This is a genomic window from Chromobacterium sp. Panama, from assembly GCF_003052555.1.
GTDB lineage: Bacteria > Pseudomonadota > Gammaproteobacteria > Burkholderiales > Chromobacteriaceae > Chromobacterium.
On the sequence record NZ_QARX01000001.1, the window covers coordinates 2,967,668 to 2,991,378 of the forward strand.

Sequence of the window (23,711 nt, forward strand, 5' to 3'; positions counted from 1 at the left end):
CTCGCCCCTTGATGCGACGGGTCATCAATCGTCCATGCGGTCTCCCGCCGCCGGCCTTCATTCTTCCGGCCTCGCCGTCAGCGAAAACACTCGCTTGAACGTCTTCAGCCTGGGCTGGTCCTGGAACAGGTCGTCCGGGTAGTAGGCGATGTGCCGCGCGCCCAGGGTGTTGAGTTCGCGCACCGTGGCCGCCAGCTCCGCGGTGGGAATCGGCTTGCGGCTGCGCCAATCGACGGCCTGCAGTTCGAACACGGTTTTTTCCAGCGCGCCGGGTTTGGCCGCCACCTTGTCGAACAGCCGCCGCAGCCAGGCCTTGGGCTGGGCCGCGTTTTCCATATAGGGCATCGCCATCACCGCCACCCGGTCGTAGCGGCTCAGCGCGCTGTCGAAGGACTGGGCGAACCAGGTTTCCGACTCCGGATTGAGCACCACCTCGGCGTAGAGATTGCGCGCGGTGCGCAAATCCGGCTGGTATTGGCGCACCACGGCCGCCAGCTCCATGCTGAAATCGTCCAGCAAGGCGGTTTTGTCGCGCGTCCAGCGCACCATCTGCTCCGGGTCCGCGCGCACGTCGGCCACGCTGGCGGCCAGGCCCCGCCCTTGCCGCGCCTGCCGCGCCGCCGGGCCGGCGTCTTCGAAGTCGGACAGGGTGGCGTCGTCGTGGAACAGCAGGCCGCTGAAACGCGAGCTGCGCGCCAGGTCTTCGTAAATCTCGCGGATCAGTTGGCGCACCGGCGGCGAATACGGGGTCAGCCGCGCATAGCCCTGCACCTTGGCCTGAGCGCCGCCGCCCTGCTCCGCCAGCACCCGCTCGCCGGCCAGCGGATGGCCGGCCGGCAGCGCGAAGCCCAATAAGGGCATCCAGGCGTAGACCCTGACATTGGCCCGGGTCTGCAATTGCCAGGCGGCGCGGTTGAACAGGTCCGCGCGCATCGGCAGATGGCGGTTGGGGAAATACAGCGCCTGCGCCACGCCGTCGCCGTCGGGATCGGCGAAGGCCTGCAGGTAAACGGTGCTCGCGCCCATGGCCTTGACCCGGTCCAGCAGCCGGCCCAGGTTTTCGTCCTGGCGTTTGGGATCGGGATCGTAGATGTAGTCCAGGTCCACGTGCATGATGCGGCTGGGTTCCGGCCGGACGCCGTCCGGCCAGCCGTTCAGCTGCTTGAATTGATAAGCCAGATCGCCCAGATCCATATTGGCGTCCAGCAACACCCGGCGCAGCGAGGACAGCGGGGTGTCGCGGACGTTGATGCCCGCGCCCAGACCCATGGTCACCGGCATGCCCTCCTGCGCCGCCACCCCCGCCGCTTGCGGCGAGTAGCTGCCGTAGGGCCATACCATCGCCCTGGGCGCCACGCCCAGCCGCGCCTTGAGCAGCGCGCTGTTGCGGCGCAAATCGTCGCGGATGCGCGCCAGATAGGCCGATTCGCTTTCATAGCCGCCGGCGCGGAAGGCGCGGGCGGTCAGCGCCGGTTCCAGATTGCCCTGGGGATTGGCCAATACGCCCAGATGCGAGGCGTAGCTGTGGCTGGCCACTTCCACCAGGCCGCTGGCCCGCATTTCGCGGATCTGCGCCCAGCTCAGGAATTTGCTCCGCCCCGCCACGCCGTCGCCGTAGCTGACCTGGCTGCCCTCGGCCGCTTCCAGCCAGCTGCCCACCAGCGCGATCACGGCCGGCGCCCGGAACAGCTTCAGCACCGGATAGACATTGGTGTACACGCTGCGGTAGCCGTCGTCGAAAGTCAGCAGCACCGCCTTGTCCGGCAAGGGCTTGCCGCCGGCGCGGTCGTCCAGCACCTGTTGCAGGCTGACGAAGCTGTAGCCCTGGCCGCGCATCCACTCCATTTGCTTCACCAGCGCGCGGGCGTCCACCGCGAACGGGTCCGAGGCGTCGCTGTCGGTCTTGTCCACCTCGTGGTAGCACAGAATCACCAAGCGCCCGGCCGCCGCTTGCGCCCAGCCGGTCCACAACAGGCAGGCCGTCGTCAGGGCCGCCAGCCATTGTTTCATTTTCATCAGAAGCGCCAATCCAGATTGAGATAAACCTTGTTGCCGGTTTCCGCCTTGCCGTCATAGGGGTGGCGCACCCGGGTGAAGCCGTAACGCAGGCTGCCGCGGCTGCCCCAACGCCACTCCTGTTCCAACAGCAGCCCCCACACGCCGCCGGCGCCGAAGTCGCGCTGGGTGTAAGTGCCCAGCGTCAGCCCCAGGCGCTGATGCCAGGTGGTTTCGTATTCGCCCCACAGCTTCCATTCCTGCATCGCCGTCACCGAGGCCTCGCCGTCGGCGCGCGGATTGAAATAGCGGGCGGACGTCACCGCGTCGTTGGCGCTGGCCGCCAGCGTCAAAATGGTGTTGAGTTTGTAGCGCGGTCCACTGACCCAGCGCTGGTCCCAGTTGGCGGACACCGCGCGGCGCAGATTGCCGTCGGACAAGGACAGGGCCTCGGCTTGCAAGGCGTAGCTGCGGTAGTCGTCGGCGCGGTACTGCAGGCTCAGTTGGGTCCGGTTGCCGCGCACATCGTCCAGGCGGCCTTTCAACGGCGCTTCGGCGCTGTTCAATTCAAAGCGCGCGCCCAGCGTCCAATAGTCGTCCGGCGTCCAGTCGTAGCCGGCGAAAGCGCCGCCGCGCCGTCCGCCGTCGATCTGGCCGGTCAGGCCGAATTCGCCTCGCCCCTGCTCGCCCCGCCATTCCGCGCCCATGCCCAGCGCCTCGTAACGGGCCGACGCCGTCTCGTTCACATAACTGGCGCGTTGCAGCTGATGCAGGCCGAACAAGCGCCAGTGGCCGAACGGCGACGAATACAAGCGCGCCGAGCTCTCCCAGGCGTTCTGCTCGCCCGCGCCCTGGCCGCCGCTCAAATCCTTCTTCCCTTCCAGCACCAGCTCCGGCCGCCGTTCCAGCCGGGCGCGCTCCCGCAACTGGCGCACGCCGGCGTTGTCCACGTCCAGTTCGTTCAGCCGTTGCAACTGACGGTCCGCCTCGTCCAGCTCCTGCAGGTCCAGCGCCGCGCCGGCCAAGCCGGTCGCCGCCGCTTCCGGCTGGTCCGGTTCGTCCACGCCCAGCCGGGTGAACACGCCGCGCGCCCGCCGCGGCCAGCCGCGCATCAGGGCCAGGCTGCCCTGGTTCTGCCGCAGCTCCGGGTTGAACGACGCCTCGTCCAGCAGGGCTTCCATCCGCTCCCAGCCGCCGCGGGTGTCCTCCTGATAGGCGGTGACCATCGCGTCCAACAAGGCCACGCGCTGAAACGCCGGATTGAACACGCGCCGGCCGCTGGCGCGCTCGGTCTTCTGCCGGGGCGTGGCGGCTTGCAAGGCGGTCAGTTCCCGGCGGCAGGCTGCGTGCTGGCCGGACTCCAGCAGGGCGTAGACCAGGCCGATGCGCCAATCCAAGGCCTCGTCCGCCTGCGGCGCGTCGCGCAGCGCCGAGCGGTACAGTTCCTCGGCGCGCAGCGGCTGGCGCTGGTTGAGATAGGCGTCGGCCAAGGCCGCGCGGGCGTACGGCGACCACGCCTGGCCGGCGCTCTGCCGGTCCAGGGCGACGGCCTGCGCCGACAGGCCGCGCTGCTGCAGCATTTGCACGCGGTCGTCCGCCGCCAGCGCGGCGAACGGCGGCCGCGCGGCTTCCGGCCGCGCCGCGATGTCCTGGTTGAGCTTCAGCGCTGCGTCGGTTTGCGTGTGCCGGCCCGGCCCGCTGTCCTGGCTTTCCTGAATGCGTCCCCAACGGCTCAAGGTCGCCGCGCGGTCGAAATCGATCTGCAAAGCCAGCCGGGGATCCGCGACGGACGCCTGGTCCGCCTGCCATGGCGCGCCCAGGCGCAACAGGCAGCCCAGATAGCTGCGTTCCAGTTCCGGGTCACCGGGAAAGCGCGTCCGCGCGCGGATCAGATAATCCAGCGCCTGGGTCAGGTCCCCGCTTTGCAGCAAGACGTAAGCGCGCGCGCGGCTCAGCTCCAGTTCGTCGGCCGGCGCGCCGGACGGCGCGGCGTCCAGCGTGGCCAGCGCGGCGGCGGCCTGTCCGGCTTCGGCCTGGGCCATGGCCAGGCCGGCGCGATAGCCGGCCGCGGGCTGACGCGCCAGCAACACGCGGTACAGCCGCGTCGCTTCCGCCGCGTCGCGCTGATCGCGCGCCGCTCGCGCCAAGCGCGCCAGGGTGTCCGCCGACATCTCGGCCTCATGTCCGGGCAGCAGCCGCAGGGCCTCCGCGCCGCGTCCGCTCCAGCACAGCAGGGTCAGATAATCGTCCAGCAAGGGCGCGGGCAGCGGTCCGCGCGCGCGCTCCCGCTCCAATAGCGCCAGCGCCGGCGCGGTCTGCCCCGCCCGGGCCTGGACGATGGCCGCCGCGTACTCCGGCTGTTTCCAGACCGGCGTTTCCGCTCCCGCCGCGCCGCCGGCCAACAACAAACCAGCCGCCAGGCTGGTGAATAGATTTCGCGTCATGCTTGGCCCGTCAAGGTCTATCTCAACATCAAGTTACAAGTCATTAAACAGATATTAGATTCCATCCAATTAGATAGCAAATTTTTTTTCTATTTAAATTTGTTATTTAAAATAATCCGCATGAAAAACTACCCGCATTGCATGAAGGCAATATAGCCGTTGGCGCGCGGCTTGCTGGCTTGGCTGAGGTTTCCGTCTGTCCCGCTTAAAATACGCTTGACGTATAGTACGTATAACGTACTATATAGCGACAGGCGGCCGCCTCTATCGTCACCCTCCACTTAAGGAAGCACACTAATGGCTATCGAAGTATTGGAATTGCACCATCATGGCTTGCGCATGCCTCTGAGCCTGGTTGAGGCCATGGGCGCGTTTTACCGCGACGTGCTGGGCCTGGACGCCGACGCCGGCCGCTGGCACATCCCCGGGGTGCCCGGGTTTTTCCTGGACCTGGGCAACGACTGCCAGATCCATCTGCTGGGCAACGACGGCGTGTCGCCGTACGCTCAGGGCGCGGATCAGGATCCGGTGGACAATCATGTGGCGCTGGCGGTGCGGGACATCGCCCAGGCGGAGGCGGAATTGCTGCGGCAAGGCATCGCCCACTGGCGGCAGGCCAACGTCGCCGCGCCGGAATTGACGCAGTTGTTCCTGCGCGATCCGGCCGGCCACCTGATAGAGCTGCACCAGATCGGCCATTGCCGCTGCAAGGCCAGCGACCGCGCCCGCGCGGACGCCTTGGCGGCGTCCGGCGCTCAGCCCAGCGCGCCGCGCTGAGAAAGCGGCCTCAGTCCGCTTTCAGCCGGCACCACACTTTGGCGAGCAAAGGCCAAAGCGCCGCGCATTCGCTCTCGTCCAGCGCCTCGGTCAGGCGCTGGCAGGCGCGCCAGAAGCCCGGCAGCGCCTGTCTCAGCAGTTCCCGGCCGGCCTCGGTCAGGCTCAGCCCCAGGCTGCGGCGGTCTTCGTCGCGCAGTTGCCGTTGCAGCAGACCGCGCCGTTCCAGCCAGTCCAGCTGGCCGGTGACGGTGGAGCGGGTCACGCCCAGATAATCGGCGATCGCCGACGGGGTCAGCGGCCCGTTCCGCCACCAGCCCTGCTCTTGCAGCGAAAACAGCATCAACACGTTCAGCTTGCTCTCGGTCACGTCCAAGGCCTGCAAATCCGCGTTCACCGCGCCCAGCACGTCGTCGCTCAGCCACAGCAGCAGCAGGCCGAGCCCGGCGCGGGTCCGGCTCACCTCCTCGCCGGCGCTGTGCGCCAGCAATTGCAAATGAGGGGCGATGGCCGGCTCCAGTTCGCGCGCGGCGGAAGAATCGGACGGGGAAAGAGGGGCGGTGGCGTCGGCGGACATGGCTTCAAGACATTGAGGAGGAATCAAACCCGCGGCGGGCCTTGCCGGCCGCGGAAGCGAGGGCAGCGCGCGGCGCTCCCGCGGCTATCATAGTGGCCGGCCCGGCGCGACGCAAACGCCCGCCGGGCCCGGCCGCTCAAGGCGCCGGCTTCCAGGCGGACTTGCTGGCCGCCTTCTTGAAGATCTCGCGGTTGCGGTCCGTGGCCGGCGGCTCGGAATCGCCGAAGATCGCCCGCATCCAGTGGCCGTCGGTAGGATTGGGCATCAGGATGAATTTGCGGCCGAACAGCTCGCGGTCCTCCTCCATCAAACGCGCGCGCTCGTCCACATCCTTCACATAGTATTTGCGCTGAAAATCATTGAGATTGTCGCCCAACATCGCCACCACATGGTATTGGGCGGCGATCTCCTTCTGCCGCGGCTCCTTGTTGGAGCTGTCGCGCAGAATGGTCACGTGCTTTTCGTCGACGAAGGGAAAACCGGCGGCCCGCAGATTGCCCAGCGCGTACTCATAGGTCTTGTCGCCCTGGTCGCGGCTGCTGACGTAGAACACTTCCACCCCCTGGGATTGGGCGTAGTTGAAGAAGTCCAGCGCGCCGGGCGTGGCGGTCAGCTTGTTTTCCGGAATCCATTTGTCCCAGATCGCGTCGTCGAAGAAATCCCGGTCCTGCTGGATCAGATAGCCCCAGTAATTGACGGCGTTGAGCACGGTGTCGTCGATGTCGGTGATCACCGCCAGCGGTTTGTCGCCGGGCTTGCGCGCCGCCAGCGCCTGATCCAGCCGCATCCGCGCCAGATTGAAAGCCTGATGGTAGAGCGCGCGGTATTCCGCCGCGGTCTGCTTCCAGGCCGCGGCGGCGATCAGCAGATTATTGCCGCCGTTGCCGGACGGGCCGTTGCGATTGTCGGCCTCGGCGGCCTGCGCGCCGTGTCCTACGCTGAGCGCGCACAAGGCGGCGATGGCCGCGCGGCTGAGCTTGTTCATGGAGATCTCCTTTGTCGTTTGGTCTTGTCCAGGTTCCGGTCATGCCGGAACCTGGACAATCTACCCTGAGACCACCTGGCTTTGAACCTGTTTATGATCTCGCGAGCTCAGACGAGACAAGGCGTTTTCAACGCCGTATCGCCGGCGCGCAGCAAATCGTACGCAGCTTCTTAAAAGCGCAGTTCGGTGGCCAGCATATAACTGCGGCCGCGCGCCGTGCTGTTGGGCGAAATGTCGGGCGACTGCGACGGAAGCGAATTCAAGGTGTTCAGCGGCTCGGAGTAGCTGCGGTTGGCCAGGTTGCGCACGCCGGCGCGGATCAGCCATTGCTTGTTGACGCGATAGCTGGCGTAGAGGTCGATGATGACCGGATTGGCCTTCTGCTCCTCCTTGAGATAGGCGCTGGTACTGTCGTCCTGCAACTGGTCCGGCGACAGCCGGCGGTTGGCGCCGTCGCGCTTGAACAGCGCGCCCACTTCCAGCTTGCGCTCCAGCCAGCGGCTGCCCAGATCCAGCGTGTAGTACTCGTCCGGCAGCTCGCTGACATTGCCGACGGAGAACATGCCGCTGGCGAAGGAGGTCGGCTGGCTGGTGTGCTCGCGGCTGTAAGACAGCCGCGCGTAGACGAAGCCGGCGTCGTAGTCCGCCTCCAGCTCGAAACCGCGGGTGCGCACCGGGGTCAGCGAATTGGTGTAGATGGTCATGCCGTCGTTGTAGTCGTCGGAGCTATTGGACCAAAACTCGTCCAGCGTGCACTTGCGTCCGCCCTTGCACACATTGAAGGCCTGGCTGGAGATGTAATCGGCGATGCGGCTGCGGTAGAACAGCGCCTTGGTGCGCAGGGTGTCCCGCTCGCTCAGCAGGCCGTGGAACATCGACGTCACGCCCAATTGGTAGGTTTCGGCGCGTTCGCTTTTCAGGAAGGGGTTCATCGACTGGCCGCCGGAATTGGCGAAGAAGACCTCTTGCGGATTCGGCCCGCGCATGGTGCGCGCATAGCTGGCGAAGGGCTGGAACCAGGGTTTGATCTCGGCGGACAGCAAGAGCGAGGGGTTGAACGCGCTTTCTTCCAGCTTGATGTCGGCCGCGCCTTGCGGGAAGCATTCCACGCGCGGATCGCAAGCCGGTTTATGGCCGCTGAGCGCGAAGCGGCTGTAGTTGAGATCCGCCTGCAGCGAGTAAATGCCGCGGCGGAACTCCAGGCCGGTGAACAGGCTGCGGATTTCCTGGCGGCCGGCCGGCGCGAATATATTGTTTTCTATCGCCTGCTGGTTGGCGTCCGGGTTGTCGTCGGTGCTTTGCACCATGCTGTTCACATTGCGGGTGAAGCGGTTGCGCATCCACTTGCCGCCGACGCTCAGCGTGGCGTCGCCGCCGGCCAGGCTGAAGCGGCTGCTGTTGCGCGCTTCCAGCGCGTCGCCGATGTTGTCCGTGCTGCTGTTGTAGAAGCTGAACAGCGAACCGCGCTGATAGGCCTGGCGGCCGCGGCCGTGGCTGGCCAGCACGGAAAAGTCCAGCCATTCCGAATGCGGGGTGTAGTTGTACTTCAGGTAGAAGTCGTCGCTCTGGATGTCGCGGCGCACGAAGTTGTTGCGATAGCGCCGCGCGGACAGTTCCGCCTCGTGGACATCGCCCACGCGCAGATTGGCCTTGAACATCTGCGACTGCGGGTTCTGGGGGAAGTGCTCGTCGTAGCCGAAACCGAAGGCCTCGCTGTCCACGCCCTGCGCGTTGCGATAATTGCCGCCTATCGAGCTGCTGCTGATCGCCCCCAGCAAGCCTAAGCGCACGCCGGGCGCCAGTTCCGTCCGCGCCGCGCCGGCCGCCATGCCGCTGCGGCCCAGGCCGTTGCTGCCCACGCTGTACTTCAGGCGCGCGCCCTGCTGTTGGCCGTCGAAGATCACATCTTCCACGCCCAAGGTGCGGAAGTTGGCGCTGCCCGCCAGCGCGTTGACGCCGCTGGCGCCGCCGCCGGTGCCGCGCGTGACGTCGACGCCGACGATGAAGTTGGGATCGATCAGCGCGCCGAAGGAACTTGACGGCGCTGCGCCGTGGCTCAAGGAAGACGGCGCCGAACCGTAATAGTTCTGGCTGACGCCGTCTATCATGGTGTTGACCCGGCCCAGGCCGCTCAGGCCGCGGATATTGACGCTGACCGCGCCCTGGCCGGGGTCGATCTGGGTATAGGTGCCGGGAATCCCGCGCAGGATGCTGTCCAGCGATTGCAGCTTGGTGTTTTCACCGCGGCTGCTGACCGCGCCGGGTTTCTCCAGCGCGCGCTGCTCGTCGCTCAGCGCGTCTCCGGACACCACCAAAGGTTTGAATTCAACATTCCCCTGCCCGGCGGCGTTCTCCGCCGCGCTGGCCGGAGCGGCTGCCACCGCCAGCGCGGCGCCGACCAGCCGGACCATCATTTTCTTTTTCACAAGCAAACTCTCCACAGTGATCGCCGTCCGCCGCGTCAGGCGCGAAAACGGACGGCTTGGAACAGGAGAGCCGCGGGCCAGGCGGCCAGGCGGGGGACGAAATGGACATGGCGACAGGCTCCAGCCCGCCGCCGGCGCGGCCGGCGGCGGGGATCAAGATTAGCTTCCGGCTTGCGCCGCGGGCGGGGACGGCGGCTCGGCGTCCACCGTCAGCAGGAAAGCGTAATCGCGCGCCGCCGCCTCCAGCCGGTTCAAGCGGCCGGACTGGCCGCGATGGCCTGCGCTCATGTCGGTGAACAGCAACAGGCGCTGGCCCGGCCATTGCCGCTCGCGCAGCTTGGCCACCCATTTGGCCGGCTCCCAGTACGGCACCTGGCCGTCGTGCAGGCCGGCGCTGACCAGCAGATGCGGGTAGCGTCGCGCGGCCACATTGTCATAAGGACTGTAAGCCTTGATCCAGCGATAGGCGTCGGCCCGTTCCGGATTGCCCCACTCCCCGTACTCGCCCGTGGTCAGCGGCAGCGTAGGGTCCTGCATGGTGGAGAGCACGTCGACGAAGGGCACTTGCGCCACCACCGCGCGGAACAGCTCCGGCGCCTGGTTCATCGCCGCGGCCACCAGCAGGCCGCCGGCGCTGCCGCCCATCGCGTACAAGCGGCCGGGCGCGGCGTAGCCCTGGCGCAGCAGGCCGCGGCCGGCGTCCACGAAATCGTTGAAGCTGTTGCTCTTGCGTTCCAGCCTGCCCTGGCGGTGCCAGTCCTCGCCCAGTTCCCCGCCGCCGCGCACGTGGACGATGGCGAAGACGAAGCCGCGATCCAGCAGGCTGAGCTGCTGGCTGCCGAAGGCGGCGTCCATGCTGGTGCCGTAAGCGCCGTAGCCATAGGCCAGCAAGGGATTGCCGCCTTTGCGGAACAAGGATTTGCGGTAGACCAAGGACACCGGCGCGCGCGCGCCATCGCGCATCGTCAACCAGACCCGCTCGCTGCGATAGTCCCCGGCCCGATAGCCGGCGATCGCCTTGCGCTGCAACAGACGGCTGCCACCGCCGGCCATGTCCCATTCATAGGTGGAGGTCGGCGTGCTCATCGAGGAATAGCCGTAACGCAGGCGGCCGCTGTCCGGGTCCGGGTTGTAGGCCAGCCAGGCGCGGTAGCTCGGGTCCGGGAAAGCCAGGCTGCGCTCCTCGCCGCCCCGCCAGGCGATGCGGCGGATGCGGGTCAGCCCGTCCGCGCGCTCCTTAACCACCAGGTAGCGGCGGAACAGCTGGAAGCTGTCCAGTTCGCGCTTGGGGTCGGGCGGCAGCACCGCCTCCCAATCCGCGTCCGGCGCCGCCGCGCGGTACAGGCCGAAGCGCCCGCCCTCGTGGTTGGAACGCAGGTAGAAGCGGTCGCGGTAGTGATCCAGATAGTATTCGCGGCCCGGCCGGCGCGCGGCGAAGCGCCGCGGCGGCGCGTCCGGCGCATGCGCGTCCAGCAGCCAGGTTTCCGAGCTGTCGGCGCTGCTGGCGATCAATTGCAGATAGCGGCGCGAGGCGGTATTGGACAGGTTCAGCGAGAAGGCCTCGTCGTCCTCCTGGTAAACCAGCGCGTCCCGGCTCTGCGGCTGGCCGGGGCGATGGCGGTAAAGCTGGTAGGGGCGCAAGGTTTGCGGGTGCAGCTTGACGTAGAACAGGCTGCCGCCGTCTGCGCTCCACTGCAGGCTGCCGGACGCCTGCTCCAGCGTTTCCGGCAGCCAGCGGCCGCTGGACAGATCGCGCAGCGACAGCCGCGAGGCGCCGCGCGCGCCCAGGTCTTCCGCCGCCGCCAGCATGGGCCGGCCGGCGGCCACGCTCCAGGCGCCCAAGCGGTAGTAACGCTGGCCGGCGGCGCGTTCGCTCCCGTCCAGCAGCAACTGCCAGCGGCCGCCGGCGGCGGGCTGACGCTCCAGCCGCGGCTGCTGGCCGCCCGGCGCATAGCTTTCGCGATAGCGCCAGCCGCCGTCGACAAAGGGCGGCGAGCTGTCGCGCTCGCCGATGCGCGCCCGCATCTCGGCCAACAGCGTGCGGCGCAGCGGCGCGGCGGCCGCCAGCTGGGCTTCGGCGTAGCGGTTTTCCGCTTCCAGATGAGCCAGCACGTCCGGCCGGCTGCGGCTGTCGTCGCGCAGCCAGGCGTAGTCGTCGACGCGCACGTCCCCGTGCGCTTCCAACTTTTGCGGCCGGCGTTCGGCCTGCGGCGGCGCGTCCGCGGACGCGGCCGGCGCGAACGCCAGCAAGACGCCGGCCAGCGCCGCCGCGGACAGATGGGAATTCAACTTCATGCGAACCTCGATTCAGGATGCGCGCCGCCGGCGGCGACGCGAAAAACCGGATGGATAGGCGCTACAGGACGGGAGCGGAACCGGGCTTAAGATTCGCTCAGCTCGAAGCGCATCGGCAGGCTGACGCTGACCCGGCCGCCCTTGAGCAGATCCGCCGGCGGCGCCGGCAAGGGCTGGGCGCGCTGCAGCATGGCGGCGGCCTCGCGGTCCAGCGAGGCGGTGCCGGAGCCGGCCAATTGCTGGCTGGACAAGACCCGGCCGTCGGCGTCGACGACGAAGCTCATCTTGACCACCCCGTCGCGGCGGCGGCGGCTGGCGTCTTCCGGATAGCGGCGGAAACGCGCCAGATGGCTTTGCACCCGTCCCTCCCAGCTCTGCTTCAGCGCGCGCGCCGCGCCCTCGCTATTGAACGGCGCGGCGGCGACCTCCCCGGCGTCGGCCCGCGGCGCGGCGCTGCTGGCGGCCGGCGCGGATTGCGAGGCCTGCTCGCTGTCCCGCGCCTCCGCCTTGTCCGCGGGCGGTTCCCGGCTTTGCCGCGCCGCCAACAGCCGCGGCGCTTCCGCCTCGGCCAGTTTGGGCAGCCGCTCCGGACGGCGCTCGGCCTTGGGCCGGCTGGCGGCGGCGGCCAGGCTTTGCTGCGCGCCGGTGGGCAGCGGACGGCTGGACGGCTCGGCGCTGACCTCCGCGGCCCACACCCGCATCACGGCGGCCGGCGCGGCCGGGGCCGGAACCGGCTCGGCCACGGACAGGTATAGGCGCAGCGCCAGCAGCGGCGCGCCCAGGGTCAGCAGACAGGCGTTGCCCCAGCTGGCCAGCGGCAGCGGCGGACGGTCCCATGCGGCGACGGCCATCTCAGCCGCCCTCGCGGGCGACCAGGCCGACGCTCAGATAGCCGGCCTCGCGCAAAGCGTCCATCACCGCCATCACGTCTTCGTAGCGCGCCTGGCGGTCTGCCTGGAAAAACAGCGGGGTGTCGCGACGGCCGCCGCTGTCGCGGTCCAGCCTCGCGGCCAGCTCCGCCAGGGTCACCGGCTGCTTGCCCAGTTGCAGCGAGCGGTCCTGATTCATCGTCAAATAAAGGGGCTTGTCCGGCCGCGGCTGCTGGCGCGCGCTGGAGGCCGGCAGTTCGATCCGGGTGTCCACGGTGGACAGCGGCGCCACCACCATGAAGATGATCAGCAACACCAGCATCACGTCGATGAAGGGGGTGACGTTGATATCGGACAGCTCCGCCAGGCCCTCGTCCTGGCTGCTGGGAAACCCGCCGGCCATTCAAACGGTCTCCGCGCGGACATCCAGCTCGCGGCTGAGCAGCAACAGCGCCAGGCCGGCCGCCTGCTGGCTGCGGCCTTTGTGCCGGGCCAGCGCGCGGCTGAACAGGTTGTAGATCACCACGGCTGGGATGGCGGCCACCAGGCCGACGGCGGTGGCGAGCAAGGCCTCGGCGATGCCCGGGGCCACGGTGGCCAAGGAGCTGCTGCCGCTGCGGGCGATGCCGACGAAGCTGTTCATGATGCCCCACACCGTGCCGAACAGGCCGACGAAGGGCGCCACCGCGCCTATGGTGGCCAGCAGGCCGATGCCGGCGGCCAAGCGCCGCCCCTGCTCCGCCTGCCATTGCTCCAGCCGGAAGCCCGCCCGCGCCTGCACGCTGTCGCGCGGCGCGCCGGGCGAGGACAAGCGCAGCTCGGCGTCGGCTTCGGCCAGCAAGCCGCGGGCCGGCTCGTGCGCCGGCTGCGCGGCGCAGCCGGCGCGGGCCTCGCTCAGCGTGGCGGCCTCGCCCAGCAGGCTGAGCGCGCGGCCGGTGGCGCGGTCGGCGCGCCACAGCGCCGCGCCCTTGACCAGCAGCACCACCCAGCAGGCCAGCGCCGCCAGCAGCAGGCCCAGGATCACGGTCTTCACGACCGGGTCGGCTGCGCGGTACATGCCCAGCGCGCTCAGGTCGGCCGGCATGGCTGCGCCGGCTTCCGCCAGCGCCGTCAGCGGCCAGCACGCGCCTGCCAGCGCGCAGCCTGTCGCCGCTCGTTTCATGGTGTTCATCATCGGAAATCCAAGCGAAGTTTTATTTGTTCGAGTTGAGAATGTTGTACGTAATGAGAATCATTATCAATATATAAGCGCAGCGCAACCGCGCTCAAGGCCGGGCCGGCGCCGTGAACCAGGCGTAATCGCCCTGGCGCGCGTCCAACTTCATGCCCTCTTCCGCCAGGATCAGCACCCGCAACGGCGTTTGCGGCTGCAAATCGCGCACATGCAGCGGCACGCCGATGTCGGCGGCGGCGTGATAAGCGCCGGCGATCAACAGCGCCGGCGCCGGCGCGGCCAGCAGCCGCTCGGCCATGCGCCGGTCCCGCGCCTGCTGCACCGCCAGCATCGAGGCCAGGTGCTCGGCCTTGACCTCCCCGCCGTGCTCCTCGCGGATCAGTTCGCTCAGCTTGGCGCGCACCTCAGGCCGCGTGGAGGCCTGGCCCGGCAATTGCACCTGGCTGCGGTATACCGCCTGCATCTCGTTCCTGTCCAGATTGGCCGCCAGCACCGGATAAGGCGCGCGCATCACATGCTCGGCCAGTTTGCCGTACAAGGGCCACGGCCAGCCCGGCAGCCAATCCACCGCCTGGGCGAGCGCGGCGCCGGACAGCGGCTGGCCGGCGCGCAGCCGGGCCTGCGCCTGTTCCACCTTGGCCTGCTGCGACGGGGTCAGCATTTCCAGCAGCACGCTGCCCTGCGGCCGCTGCGCCGCCAGTTCCGTCGCCAGCCAGCGTTCGATGCGGTGGTGCTCGCGGTTGTCGTGCTTTTCCCCCACCAGCAGCCGCGGCGCCGGGGCCAGCCGCTGCAACAATTGTGCCGGCTGCAAAACTTCGCCGCTGCGCAGGTCCACAATGCGGCCGGGCGGGTCCCCGGCCGGTTCGGCCTCCTGAGACAGGGCCGCGCAGCCGCTCAGCAGGACGATGGCCAGCAGCTTCCAGATTGACTTCATAGGGTTTCCTCTCGCATCGTCGGCTTAGAACCTGTTCAAAAATCTGCTGCGCTTCGTGCAGCGTTGCACGGTGAGCACCCGCTCAAAATACTCATATGCCACGCGTACCTTCCGCTTTTCGCTCGTTTTCGCCTTGTCTTTTCGCTCGTTTTCGCCTTGTCTCGCTCTTACTCGCGGGATCATGAACAGGCGCTTAGCGTAAAACCCGGCATTGTAGTTGCAATTGATTCTTATTATCAATATTTACCATGCTAAAAGCATGCCAAGCCCGCCTGATTCGCCGGCCTCGCCCTTGTCGCCAGCGCGCGCCTCTCCCAAGGATTGAAAAATTTCTTGAAACTAGACGACCGGTCTAGTAGACTTCAGCCCATGTCACGTCCCAACCAGTTTTCAGACACTCGCGAACACCTGCTGGCCACCGGCGAAGCCATCATCCTCGGCAAGAGCTTCTCCGCCGTGGGCCTGGCGGAAATCCTCGGCGCGGCCGGGGTGCCCAAGGGTTCGTTCTACCATTACTTCCGCAGCAAGGAAGGCTATGGCGTGGAACTGCTGCGTCGTTATTTTGAGAAATACGACGGCAGACTGGTGAGCTTTCTGTCCAAGGACGCCGGCAGCGCTCGCGATTGCCTGCTGCATTATTTCGACGGCTGGCTGGAAACCCACCGTTGCGATCAGCCGCAGCGCTGTTGCCTGGCGGTGAAGCTGGCCGCCGAGGTCTCCGACCTGTCCGAGCCGATGCGCGAGGCGCTGGCGGAAGGCATGGGTTTCGTGGTGCGCAATCTGGCCGCCTGCATCCGCCGCGGCCAGCAGGAAGGCTCGCTGGACGCGGACCTGCTGCCGGACGAGACCGCCAGCGCGCTGTACAGCCTGTGGGTGGGCAGCGCGCTGCTGTTCAAGACTCAACATTCGCGCGCGCCGCTGTTGGCGGCGATGGCGCACACGCAACAAATTCTGCGCGCGCCCTAACCAAGGCGAGGCCGCGCCCTCCCCCGCTCCCCGGAGCGGGTTATTTTGACATTAAAACTAGACGACTGGTCTACTTGAAGGAGTCCCAAGCATGAACTCGACACTGGAACTAATGCAAGAGCACCGCAGCGTGCGCAGCTACCAGGACAAACCCATTCCCGCCGAGGTGCTGGACGCGGTGCTGGACGCCGCCTGGAAAGGCCCCACCTCCATCAACGGCCAGCAGGTGTCGCTGGTGGTGGTGCAGGACGCGGAGCGTCGCCAAAAAATCGCCGAAATCGCCGGCGGCCAACCGTGGATCGCCCAGGCGCCGGTCTTCGTCGCCATTGTTCCCGACTTCTACAAAACCCGGATCGGCGTGGAAAAAGCCGGCGCCGAGCAAGTGATCCACAACAGCGTGGAAGCCTTCGCCGTCGGCGCGGTGGACGCCGGCATCGCCCTGGGCAACCTCATGACCGCGGCCCGTTCCGCCGGCCTGAGCGTGGTGCCCATCGGCGGCATCCGCCGCGACCCGCAAGCCATGGTGGAACTGCTGGAGCTGCCGGAACTGACCTTCCCGCTGGTGGGCGTGGTGCTGGGCTACGCCGATCAGGACAGCGCGGTCAAGCCGCGGCTGCCGCGCGCCAGCTTTGTGCACCGCGAACGCTACCAGGCGGCGGAACTGCCGGCTATGATCGCGCAGTACGACGCGTCCATCATGGATTACTGGAAGAGCATTCAGCGCGCCGACGGCCAGCCCTGGTCCGCCAACACCGCGCAGTATTACCGCAACGTGTATTTCCCGCAGGTCGCGCCGGTGGCGCGCAAACAGGGTTTCGGTTTCGATCTGTGATCGCGCCCGCCCACTTTTCCCCGCTTAAATAGAGCCAAGGACATCGCAATGCAAGCCGACAAACTGTTCACCCCGCTGCGCGTAGGCGCCGTGACCCTGAAAAACCGCGTGGCGATGGCGCCGCTGACCCGGCTGCGCAACACCGAGCCGGGCGACGTGCCCACCGCGCTGGCGGAAACCTATTACGCCCAGCGCGCCGGCGCCGGCCTGATCGTGGCGGAAGGCACCCACATCTCCCCCACCGCCAAGGGCTACGCCGGCGCGCCGGGCATCTACAGCGAAGCGCAAGTGGCGGCCTGGACCAAGGTCAACGCCGCGGTGCACGCCAAGGGCGGCCTGACCGCGCTGCAACTGTGGCACACCGGCCGCATTTCCCACCGCTCCTTGCAACCGGACGGCGAAGCGCCGGTGGCGCCGTCGGCGATCCAGGCCGACAGCCGCACCAATATCCGCGCCGCGGACGGCAGCCTGGTGCGCGAGCAGTGCGACACCCCGCGCGCGCTGGAAGTGTCCGAGCTGGCCGACATCCTGGAAGACTATCGCCGCGCCACCGACAACGCGCGCCGCGCCGGCTTCGACCTGGTGGAAATCCACGGCGCCCACGGCTATCTGCTGGACCAGTTCCTGTCGCCGCAAGCCAATGTCCGCACCGACGAATACGGCGGCAGCGTGGCCAATCGCGCGCGCTTCCTGCTGGAGGTGGTGGACGCGGTGGTGTCGGAATGGGACGCCGAGCACGTGGGCATCCGCATCTCGCCGCTGGGCGTTTTCAACGGCATCAGCAATACCGATCAGCTGGAGATGGCGCTCTATCTGGCCGAGGAACTGGCCAAGCGCAAACTGGCCTTCCTGCACATCTCGGAACCGGACTGGGCCGGCGGCCCGGTGCTGGACGAGGGCTTCCGCCAGGCGCTGCGCCAGCGTTATCCGGGCGTGATCATAGGCGCCGGCGCCTACACCGCGGAAAAGGCGGAAACCCTGATCCGCCAAGGCTATATCGACGCCGCCGCCTTCGGCCGCAGCTATATCGCCAACCCGGACCTGGCCGAGCGCCTGCAAAGCGGCGCGCCGCTGAACCCGCCGGACCTGGCCACCTTCTACGGCGGCGACGCGCGCGGTTACACCGACTACCCGGCGCTGAACGGCTAAGCCTGCCGCTCACCGCCAGGCACGCGGCGCGCCTCCCCCCAAGGGAGCGCGCCGCTTTTTCATGGCCGCACCCATCCGGGCTTGCCGGCCGGCTATTTTCCGCCCGCGGCCGATACCGGCCGCGTAAGCGAGCATTGACGGGCTTTTAACGCCCGGCCTGCGCCTTGACCGGGCAGCGGGCAACTGTGCACAATCGCTGCCGTGCCGTTCCTCGCGGCACCGGACTTGGCCGTCCGGCGAACTACACTGCGAACAAGCGCTTGAGCTTTGCGTTTGGATCGCTGCACTCGTGCGCGCTCACAATGGCGGGCCGGGTGGGGACACCTTAGCGGGTGTGCCGGAGTCGTGTAGTCCGGTCGGCCAACCCTGTTCGGTCTGCCACCTCCGCTTGGCCGTGGGGGTGGCAATGAAAAACCGCTACACGGAGGTGATCATGTCGATCAAAACCCCATCCCGCCGCCATTACCGTCCAGACCCGGACCCGACGTCCCGCGCGGAATTGCCGTTTGCAGCCAACGCGTCCAACCGGCGCGGCGTTCATTGCTGGCAAGTTCCGCCCATAGACGACCAACACGCCGCGCATTTGCTGGGCCGCGAATTCGCAGGACATTTCATCAAGTATCTGCAGGACAATCCCGACGACGGGCTGCGAAACCTGCTCGCCCAAATCGCCGCGGACATAGACTTTAGCGACGACAGCGCCGCCAAAGGCTATTGGGAAGGCTTCTTCAGCCTGCTTGAGCAAGTGCTGGCGCTGACCACCTCGCTGCTGGACGTATTCGATTACATCGACCGGCTCAACGCCCGGGAGGCCGCGGAACGCGCGCTAAAGCCCGCCGCCGCGGCCGGTACTTAACAATTTCAGCAAGCGCCAAGCGCGCCGGCATGAAAAAAGGAAGCCTCCCGGCTTCCTTTTTTTAACGCCCGGCGCAACGCGCGGGACAATCAGTTGCGGCCGCAGCAGGCCTTGTACTTCTTGCCGCTGCCGCACGGGCAGACGTCGTTGCGACCCACTTTGTCGCCTTCGCGGCGCACGGTGCTGGGCGCCTGTTCCTTGGCGCGCCAGTAGGTGTGGACCGCGGCCAGCGCTTCCAGCATTTCTTCCTTGTAGCCTTCCACTTCTTCGTCGCTGAAGGTCAGCAGGTCTTCGCCGTCTTCCTGCTCGAAAGCGCCGCCCAACACCAGCATCGGCATCATCAGGCTTTCAAAGCCCTCGTCCTCGTCGGCCACTTCGAACCAATCGGTGTCCACCACGTCCAGCGCGTAGAGGAAGGCGTTGGCCCACGGCCAGTAGTCCGGCTCGTCGCTGTCGCTGTCGTCTTCCGCGTACAGGATCAGATCCAGCTCGTCGCCGGCCGCCAGCGCGGCGGCGGTGGCGTCGTACAGCTTCTGCAGCAGGGTTTTCAGTTCCGCCGCGTCGTCCGCGTTTTCAAAGGCCGGCGCGTCGCCCAGCACTTCTTCCAGCCAGAAATCGGCGTCCACCGCGTCCGGACCGCACGCCAGCGCGGCGAAAAAGCCCTGCACTTCGTCCGGGCGCATGGTGCTGCCGCTGGCGGACAAGGGGGTCAGCAGGTTTTCCAGACGCAGCAGATCGGCGTCGTTGAATACGGTAGTCATGATGGATTCCTCAGCTTAAAGATCAGTCTGGCGGCATTGTAAGCCAAAAAGCCCCGGCAAGCCGGGGCTTTTGCTCCCATTGTTTGAGACGGGTCAGGCGGTTTTGCCGTCCGCCAGACCCAACTTCTCCTTCATCTTCTCCCGCATGACGAATTTCTGAATCTTGCCGGTGATGGTCATCGGGAAACTATCGACGAATTCGATGTAACGCGGAATCTTGTAATGCGCGATCTGCCCCTGGCAAAAAGCACGGATATCGTCGGCGTCGGCGCTTTCGCCGTCGCGCAGCCGGATCCACGCGCACAACTCCTCGCCGAAGCGCTCGTCCGGCACCCCGATCACCTGCACGTCCTGAATCTTGGGATGGCGGTAGAGAAACTCCTCCACCTCGCGCGGATAGATGTTCTCGCCGCCGCGGATCACCATGTCCTTGACCCGGCCGACGATGTTGACGTAGCCGTCCGCGTCCATCTCCGCCAGATCGCCGGTGCGCATCCAGCCGGCGGCGTCTATCGCCTCCGCGGTCTTGGCCGGGTCGCCCCAATAGCCGGGCATCACCGAATAACCGCGCGTGCACAACTCGCCGCTCTGACCGCGCGGCGTGATGCGGCCTTCCACGTCCACGATCTTCACCTCCACATGCGGATGGATGCGCCCCACCGTGGCCACGCGCTTGTCCAACGGCGTGTCGGTGGCGCTCTGGAAGCTCAGCGGGCTGGTCTCGGTCATGCCGTAGCCTATGGTCACCTGGCTCATATTGAGCTGGCTGGTCACCCGCTTCATCACCTCGATCGGACACGGGCTGCCGGCCATGATGCCGGTGCGCAGCGTGGACACGTCGTAATCGGAGAAGTCCGGCCGATCCAGCACCGAGATGAACATCGTCGGCACCCCGTGCAGGCCGGTGCAGCCCTCCTCCTGCACCGTGCGCAATACCTCCTGCGCGTCGAAGCTCTCCGCCGGAAACACCATGGCCGCGCCGTGGCTCAGGCACAGCAAGGTGCCCAGCACCATGCCGAAGCAATGATAAAGCGGCACCGGGATGCACAGCCGGTCGTCCGGGCCGAAGGCCATCGCCGCGCCGGCGAAGTAAGCGTTGTTCAGGATGTTGTGATGGGTCAGGGTGGCGCCCTTGGGGCTGCCGGTGGTGCCGGAGGTGAACTGGATATTGATCACGTCGTCAAACTGCAGCGTCTCGCCCAAGCGCTGCAACCCGGCTTTCTCCTCGGCCGACGGCGCGGCCATCAGATCGGCGAAATTAAACATGCCCGGCGTGCGCTGCCGCCCCAGACGGATGACGATTTCCAGCTGCGGCATGGCGGCGGACTTGAGCCGGCCCGGCTCGCTGGCGGCCAGCTCCGGCAGCAGATCCGCCGCCATCGCCAGGTAGTCGCTGCTCTTGAAGCTGGGCGACAGGATCAATGCGCGGCAGCCCACCTTGCTCAGCGCGTATTCCAGCTCGGAGCGGCGATAGGCCGGATTGATGTTGACCATGATCAGGCCGGCCTTGGCGGTGGCGAACTGAGTCAACACCCATTCCGCGTTGTTCTGCGACCAGATGCCGATGCGGTCGCCGGGCTTGAGTCCCAGCCGGATCAGGCCGCAGGCCAGCCGGTCCACCTGCTCGCGCAATTCCTCGTAACTCCAGCGTATCTGCTGATGGCGCACCACCAGCGCTTCGCGGCGGCCGTGCTCGCGGCAGGTCTGGTCGAACAACTGGCCTATGGTCTGGCCGATCAAGGCTTGCGGGCTGGCGCCGTGGACATAGCTGGGCAAGGTCATCGAATCTCTCTCTCCTGGTGGACGATACGCATCGCTTTTGTTTTTTTCATTCATCCCACAAGTTGACGATTACGTAAACGTAAATCATGCTAGGGCTGAGAACGCGTTAAAAAAAAGCTACAATCGCCGCTTGCCTTGGAACACACCATGACCGAACCCGAATTCTTCAGCATCTCCGACCTGGCGCGCGACTTCGACGTCACCCTGCGCACCATCCGCTTCTACGAGGAACAGGGCCTGATAGAACCGCAGCGCGACGGCCGCCAGCGGGTGTTCAACCGCCGCGACCGCGCCCGGCTCAAGCTGATCCTGCGCGGCAAGCGCATCGGCCTGTCCTTGTCCGACATCCGCGAAATCCTGGACCTGTACGAGCAGGCCCACGACGAAGCCAGCCAGTCGCAAAAACTGCTGGACCTGGTGCTGGAACGCCGCCGCCTGCTGGAAGAACAGCGCCGAGACATCGACGCCGTACTGGAAGAAATCACCCGCCTGGAAAGCCACTGCCGCACGGTGCTGGCGCAGCCGCCGGCCGCTCGCAGCGCCTGAGAACCTGTTTACGATCTGCTGCGCGTCGGCGATACGGCGTTGAAACCGAGCTCAAAATGCTCATGTACCACGCGGACATTGAGCTGGCTCTCAAAATCAGTTCACGATCAAGCAGGCCATCAAGCCCACACCATCACCTCGGCCACCGGCCGACGCGGCTTCTGCGGCCAATTGCCGGCCGCCGCCCGCCCCACCGTCACCAGCATCACCGGCAACTCGTCCGCGCCCAGACCAAACTCCCGCGCCACCGCGGCCGCGTCGAAACCGCCCATCGCGCAACTGGCCAGGCCGCGTTCCTCCGCCGCCAGCAGCAAGACCATCGTCGCCAATGAGGCGGAACGGATCGCCTCGTCGCGCTGCGCGCGCGCGTCGTCCCGGTGGGCGTTCTCCGCCGCGCGCTGCCAGCTGTCGCCGACCTCCGGTGGCAGAATGCCCGCGTCCACCGCCGGCCGCAGCGACGCCTCCAGCCCGCGATGCGCGTTCAGCGTGCCGCAGCAGATGAAGGTCACCGCCGCGTCCGCCACTTTTTGCTGGCCGTAGCTGGCCGCCTGCAAACGGCGCTTGGCCTCGGCGCTGCGCACCGCGACGAACTTCCAGTTCTGCAAATGGTAGGCCGACGGCGCGCGGGTGGCGGCGTTCAGCAACTGCTCGATCTCCGCGTCCGCCAACACATGGGACGGATCGAAGTGATTGGCCGACACGCGCTGGTCCAACAAGGTTTGCAAAGCGCTCTTCATGAACAGACTCCTTATTTGATTGCTGCTGATTGATTCCATTACTGCTCAAGACCGCGCGCGCGCCGCGCCGGCCATGATCTGCTTGTCCGCCGGCGGCGGCGCGGCCATGCTGCGCTGCACCGCAAGCACGCTGGCCAGCACCGTGGCCAGGCCCGCCAGCTGCAGCGGCCCCAAGGCCTGCCCCAGCAACAGCCAGCCCAACAGCACCGCCGTCAGCGGGCTGAGCAGGCCCAGCGAGGACACCGCCACCGGCGACAGCCGCGCCAGCCCGCGAAACCACAATAAATAGGCCAGCAAGGCGCCGAACAGGCAGAGATAGCCGTAACCCAGCCACTGCGTCGCGCCCAGCGTCGGCAAGGCCGGGTCCAGCGCCCAGGTCAGCGGCGCCAGCATCAGCCCGCCCAGGGCCAGTTGCCAGCCGGTCAAGGCGGCGAGCGGCGCGCTCGGCCGCCAGCGCCGGGTCAGATAAGTGCCGCTGGCCATCGCCACCGCGCCGCCCAGCGCCGCCAACATGCCGACGCCGTCCCAGACCGCGCCCGGCGACAACAGCAAGGCCGCCATGCCCGCCACCCCGGCGATGCCGGCCCAGGCCGCCGTCCGCGCCGGGCGGCGGCCGTCCAGCCCCCAGGCCAGGCCCATCACCAGCAGCGGCTGGGTGGCGCCCAGCACCGCGGCCAGGCCGCCCGGCAAGCGATAGGCGGCCACGAACAACAGCGCCTGGAACACGCCGATATTCAAGGCGGACAAGACCAGCAGCCGGCCCCACTCGCCGCGCCGCGGCAAGTGGCGGCTGGCCAGGATCAACAACAAGCCGGCCGGCAACACCCGCAGCAAGGCGGCGGTGAACGGCCGGTCCGGCGGCAGCAGCTGGGTGGTGACGATATAGGTGGAGCCCCAGATCGCCGGAGCCAGCGCGGTCAACAACACATCGCTCCAACGGGAGGCCATCAGGCGCGCAGACATGGGCATTCCTTTCGCAATCGCTTATAATCGCATCGAAAACTGACTTGAATTCAAGATAACATTGCCTTGAATTCAAGACAAATAAAATCTTGAATTCAAGATAAAGGAATGCGCATGACGCAACAGAACGCCGGCGACGCCGTGGACGCCATCCTGGCGCAATGGCACCGGGAACGGCCGGACCTGGACGTGGCGCCGATGGGCCTGATCGGCCGGCTGCGCCGCTGCTCCATGCTGCTGCAGCACAGGCTGGACGCCACTTTCGAGCAATTCGGGCTCAGCGGCTGGGAGTTCGACGTGCTGGCCACGCTCAGACGCGCCGGCGCGCCGCACAGCCTGGCGCCCACCGCGCTGTTCTCCTCGCTGATGATCAGCTCCGGCACCATGACCCACCGGCTGAAAGTGCTGGAAAGCAAGGGCTGGATCGAACGCGCCGCCTGCGCCGAGGACGCGCGCAGCACCCTGGTGCGCTTGACCGAGAGCGGGCTGGAACTGATAGACCGCGCCGTCACCGCCCACGTGGCCAATGAGCACGCCATCCTGTCCGGCCTCAACCAGCGCAGCCAGGACGCGCTGGACCGCAAGCTGGTGGAGTTGCTGGCGGCCTTGGAGCCTCCTGCGGCATGACGCCCGCCTAATCTGCGCC

21 protein-coding genes are annotated in these 23,711 nt (G+C 67.1%); 7 read left to right on the forward strand and 14 right to left on the reverse strand.

Translation table 11 applies throughout. The features are described from left to right. Positions 1-57: 57 nt before the first annotated feature. Both pgaB and pgaA read right to left on the reverse strand, forming a co-directional pair. Complete coding sequence (gene pgaB, locus DB032_RS13420; protein ID WP_107799933.1) at positions 58-2,016, reverse strand: poly-beta-1,6-N-acetyl-D-glucosamine N-deacetylase PgaB; 1,959 nt, start codon at positions 2,014-2,016, stop codon at positions 58-60. Continuing rightward, positions 2,016-4,439 carry a poly-beta-1,6 N-acetyl-D-glucosamine export porin PgaA gene (gene pgaA, locus DB032_RS13425; RefSeq protein ID WP_107799934.1) on the reverse strand — a complete coding sequence of 808 codons (2,424 nt, stop codon included), beginning with the start codon at positions 4,437-4,439 and terminating at the stop codon, positions 2,016-2,018. Before pgaA ends, pgaB begins: the two co-directional genes overlap by 1 nt. Positions 4,440-4,736: 297 nt before the next feature. Here pgaA and DB032_RS13430 point away from each other — a divergent pair, with 297 nt between their 5' ends. After that, positions 4,737-5,216, forward strand: coding sequence for a VOC family protein (locus DB032_RS13430; RefSeq protein ID WP_107799935.1), 480 nt, complete (start codon positions 4,737-4,739; stop codon positions 5,214-5,216). A gap of 10 nt (positions 5,217-5,226) precedes the next feature. Here DB032_RS13430 and DB032_RS13435 read toward each other — a convergent pair whose 3' ends face one another. The 8 genes from DB032_RS13435 to DB032_RS13470 form a co-directional block, all read right to left on the reverse strand. After that, positions 5,227-5,790 (reverse strand): MarR family winged helix-turn-helix transcriptional regulator, encoded by a 564-nt coding sequence (locus DB032_RS13435; protein ID WP_107799936.1) that lies wholly within the window; start codon positions 5,788-5,790, stop codon positions 5,227-5,229. Between the two features lie 136 nt (positions 5,791-5,926). After that, a complete protein-coding gene (locus DB032_RS13440; protein WP_107799937.1) occupies positions 5,927-6,775 on the reverse strand; it encodes a 5'-nucleotidase, lipoprotein e(P4) family in 849 nt (282 codons plus the stop codon). 170 nt (positions 6,776-6,945) lie between these two features. Next, on the reverse strand, positions 6,946-9,201 hold the full coding sequence (locus tag DB032_RS13445; protein ID WP_199225892.1) for a TonB-dependent receptor domain-containing protein: 2,256 nt from the start codon (positions 9,199-9,201) through the stop codon (positions 6,946-6,948). 159 nt (positions 9,202-9,360) lie between these two features. Further along, positions 9,361-11,496, reverse strand: coding sequence for a S9 family peptidase (locus DB032_RS13450; protein ID WP_107799938.1), 2,136 nt, complete (start codon positions 11,494-11,496; stop codon positions 9,361-9,363). A gap of 86 nt (positions 11,497-11,582) precedes the next feature. Beyond that, entirely contained in the window at positions 11,583-12,347 is a 765-nt protein-coding gene (locus DB032_RS13455) for an energy transducer TonB (RefSeq protein ID WP_107799939.1), read from the reverse strand. 1 nt (position 12,348) lies between these two features. Further along, the gene (gene exbD / locus DB032_RS13460; protein WP_107799940.1) at positions 12,349-12,768 is read right to left on the reverse strand and encodes a TonB system transport protein ExbD; all 420 of its coding nucleotides are present in this window, start codon (positions 12,766-12,768) and stop codon (positions 12,349-12,351) included. Continuing rightward, positions 12,769-13,539: a tonB-system energizer ExbB gene (exbB, locus tag DB032_RS13465; protein WP_233246708.1), complete on the reverse strand. Its 771-nt coding sequence runs from the start codon at positions 13,537-13,539 to the stop codon at positions 12,769-12,771. A gap of 91 nt (positions 13,540-13,630) precedes the next feature. After that, positions 13,631-14,473 carry a ChaN family lipoprotein gene (locus DB032_RS13470; RefSeq protein ID WP_107799941.1) on the reverse strand — a complete coding sequence of 281 codons (843 nt, stop codon included), beginning with the start codon at positions 14,471-14,473 and terminating at the stop codon, positions 13,631-13,633. 369 nt (positions 14,474-14,842) lie between these two features. On the opposite strand from DB032_RS13470, the gene DB032_RS13475 reads away from it, so the two are divergent. From DB032_RS13475 to DB032_RS13490, 4 genes are all read left to right on the forward strand, one after another. After that, positions 14,843-15,439, forward strand: coding sequence for a TetR/AcrR family transcriptional regulator (locus DB032_RS13475; RefSeq protein ID WP_107799942.1), 597 nt, complete (start codon positions 14,843-14,845; stop codon positions 15,437-15,439). 91 nt (positions 15,440-15,530) lie between these two features. Further along, positions 15,531-16,271 (forward strand): NADPH-dependent oxidoreductase, encoded by a 741-nt coding sequence (locus DB032_RS13480; RefSeq protein ID WP_107799943.1) that lies wholly within the window; start codon positions 15,531-15,533, stop codon positions 16,269-16,271. A gap of 48 nt (positions 16,272-16,319) precedes the next feature. Then, complete coding sequence (nemA, locus tag DB032_RS13485) at positions 16,320-17,420, forward strand: N-ethylmaleimide reductase (RefSeq protein ID WP_107799944.1); 1,101 nt, start codon at positions 16,320-16,322, stop codon at positions 17,418-17,420. 433 nt (positions 17,421-17,853) lie between these two features. After that, positions 17,854-18,276, forward strand: coding sequence for a hypothetical protein (locus tag DB032_RS13490; RefSeq protein ID WP_146176674.1), 423 nt, complete (start codon positions 17,854-17,856; stop codon positions 18,274-18,276). An 89-nt stretch (positions 18,277-18,365) separates the two neighbouring features. On the opposite strand, the gene DB032_RS24615 is transcribed toward DB032_RS13490, so the two are convergent. Then, a complete protein-coding gene (locus tag DB032_RS24615; RefSeq protein WP_146176675.1) occupies positions 18,366-19,037 on the reverse strand; it encodes a UPF0149 family protein in 672 nt (223 codons plus the stop codon). A gap of 93 nt (positions 19,038-19,130) precedes the next feature. Beyond that, the gene (locus DB032_RS13500) at positions 19,131-20,819 is read right to left on the reverse strand and encodes an AMP-binding protein (RefSeq protein ID WP_107799947.1); all 1,689 of its coding nucleotides are present in this window, start codon (positions 20,817-20,819) and stop codon (positions 19,131-19,133) included. A 147-nt stretch (positions 20,820-20,966) separates the two neighbouring features. On the opposite strand from DB032_RS13500, the gene DB032_RS13505 reads away from it, so the two are divergent. Then, positions 20,967-21,365 carry a MerR family DNA-binding transcriptional regulator gene (locus tag DB032_RS13505; RefSeq protein WP_107799948.1) on the forward strand — a complete coding sequence of 133 codons (399 nt, stop codon included), beginning with the start codon at positions 20,967-20,969 and terminating at the stop codon, positions 21,363-21,365. Positions 21,366-21,484: 119 nt separating this feature from the next. Here DB032_RS13505 and DB032_RS13510 read toward each other — a convergent pair whose 3' ends face one another. Together DB032_RS13510 and DB032_RS13515 are read right to left on the reverse strand one after the other, a co-directional pair. Next, on the reverse strand, positions 21,485-22,102 hold the full coding sequence (locus DB032_RS13510; RefSeq protein WP_107799949.1) for a nitroreductase family protein: 618 nt from the start codon (positions 22,100-22,102) through the stop codon (positions 21,485-21,487). Positions 22,103-22,147: 45 nt separating this feature from the next. Beyond that, positions 22,148-23,050 carry an EamA family transporter gene (locus tag DB032_RS13515; RefSeq protein ID WP_199226027.1) on the reverse strand — a complete coding sequence of 301 codons (903 nt, stop codon included), beginning with the start codon at positions 23,048-23,050 and terminating at the stop codon, positions 22,148-22,150. Between the two features lie 129 nt (positions 23,051-23,179). On the opposite strand from DB032_RS13515, the gene DB032_RS13520 reads away from it, so the two are divergent. Then, the gene (locus DB032_RS13520) at positions 23,180-23,692 is read left to right on the forward strand and encodes a MarR family winged helix-turn-helix transcriptional regulator (RefSeq protein ID WP_107799951.1); all 513 of its coding nucleotides are present in this window, start codon (positions 23,180-23,182) and stop codon (positions 23,690-23,692) included. Positions 23,693-23,711 lie beyond the last annotated feature (19 nt).